Below are 1,037 nucleotides of genomic sequence, written 5' to 3'. Positions count from 1 at the left end.
TTGCTAAACAGTTGTTTCACTGCGCGTGTAAGAAGCAGTGCTTTGCGTTCAGCGGTGGCTTGAATGTCTTTTGCCTGCTCTGGTTGCTCGTTCAGAACTTTTTTGATGATCGCTTGGTAGGCCTGATCAACGTCGAGGTCGTTGGCAACCTGTTTCAATTGGCCTACAGCGGTGAGGTAGGGAACAATAAAACGGGTAGTGGGGCGCGCATTGATATTGTTGCCAATAAACCAATTCACTAAGCCGTAATGGAACTCAAGGTTCGTAGATAGATCTTTGCCCTCGAGTTTCGTTACGCGTAAGGTTTCAGCCATTTTCTGATAGCTATCAAGACGTGCATCGCCAACCGTTAGTAGCAACGCAACGTTAGAGTCATATGCGCCAGCTAAGTGGTAGCTCATGAAAACATTAGTATCAGGGTTGTGCCGACTAATACCTTGGTCATCACGAATTTCTCCTTCGAGAGGGTCCGACCAATATTTGATGATGCCCCCAGCATGTGGTGCTAGTGCGTCATTGGTAGCGTTCAAACGTGCTTCGACTGATGCATTGAAACGTGGAACACGTTCTGGTTTTGGAAGGCGTTTGCCATGCGTTGCTAAAAGCACCATCGCTTCGACGAGAGACTTCACGATGAAGCTTTCTTCCTCGTTATCAGGGTTGGTGAAACGCAAGCTATAGCAGAGTTCTGTGACGCGATGTTCTACCTGAATACGCGTGTTCATCTCCATGAAGAAGTGCTTGTCTCGATCAACAATACATTCGAAGGTTGATACGTTATCAAGCCCAACTGCTTCGCCAAAACGTTCGGCTTCTTGTTCCATTGCTTCGAGCGTCAGTATGTCTTGGCTGAGTACTTTCACTTCAGAATCGCGACCATCTTTTACGGCCTGCGCTAATGCATTCTGTAAGTCTTCGGTGGTTACAGAAACTTCGAGAAGCTTTTGCTCATGCATCTGTAAAGAGCAATCGCGGCCGCCTAAGGCTAGCGTCCATTCGCCGTTACCAATTACTTGGATTTCTTGGTGGCGAGTCGT

Annotated in this window: 1 pseudogene; it reads right to left on the bottom strand. The window is 47.5% G+C overall.

Features of this window, described 5'->3' with window-relative positions:
- Positions 1 to 1,037: pseudogene (locus tag A3762_RS22630) on the bottom strand (hypothetical protein); the annotation flags it as partial.

This window comes from Oleiphilus sp. HI0125, assembly GCF_001635355.1.
This window is presented reverse-complemented; position numbering and strand designations above follow the sequence as displayed.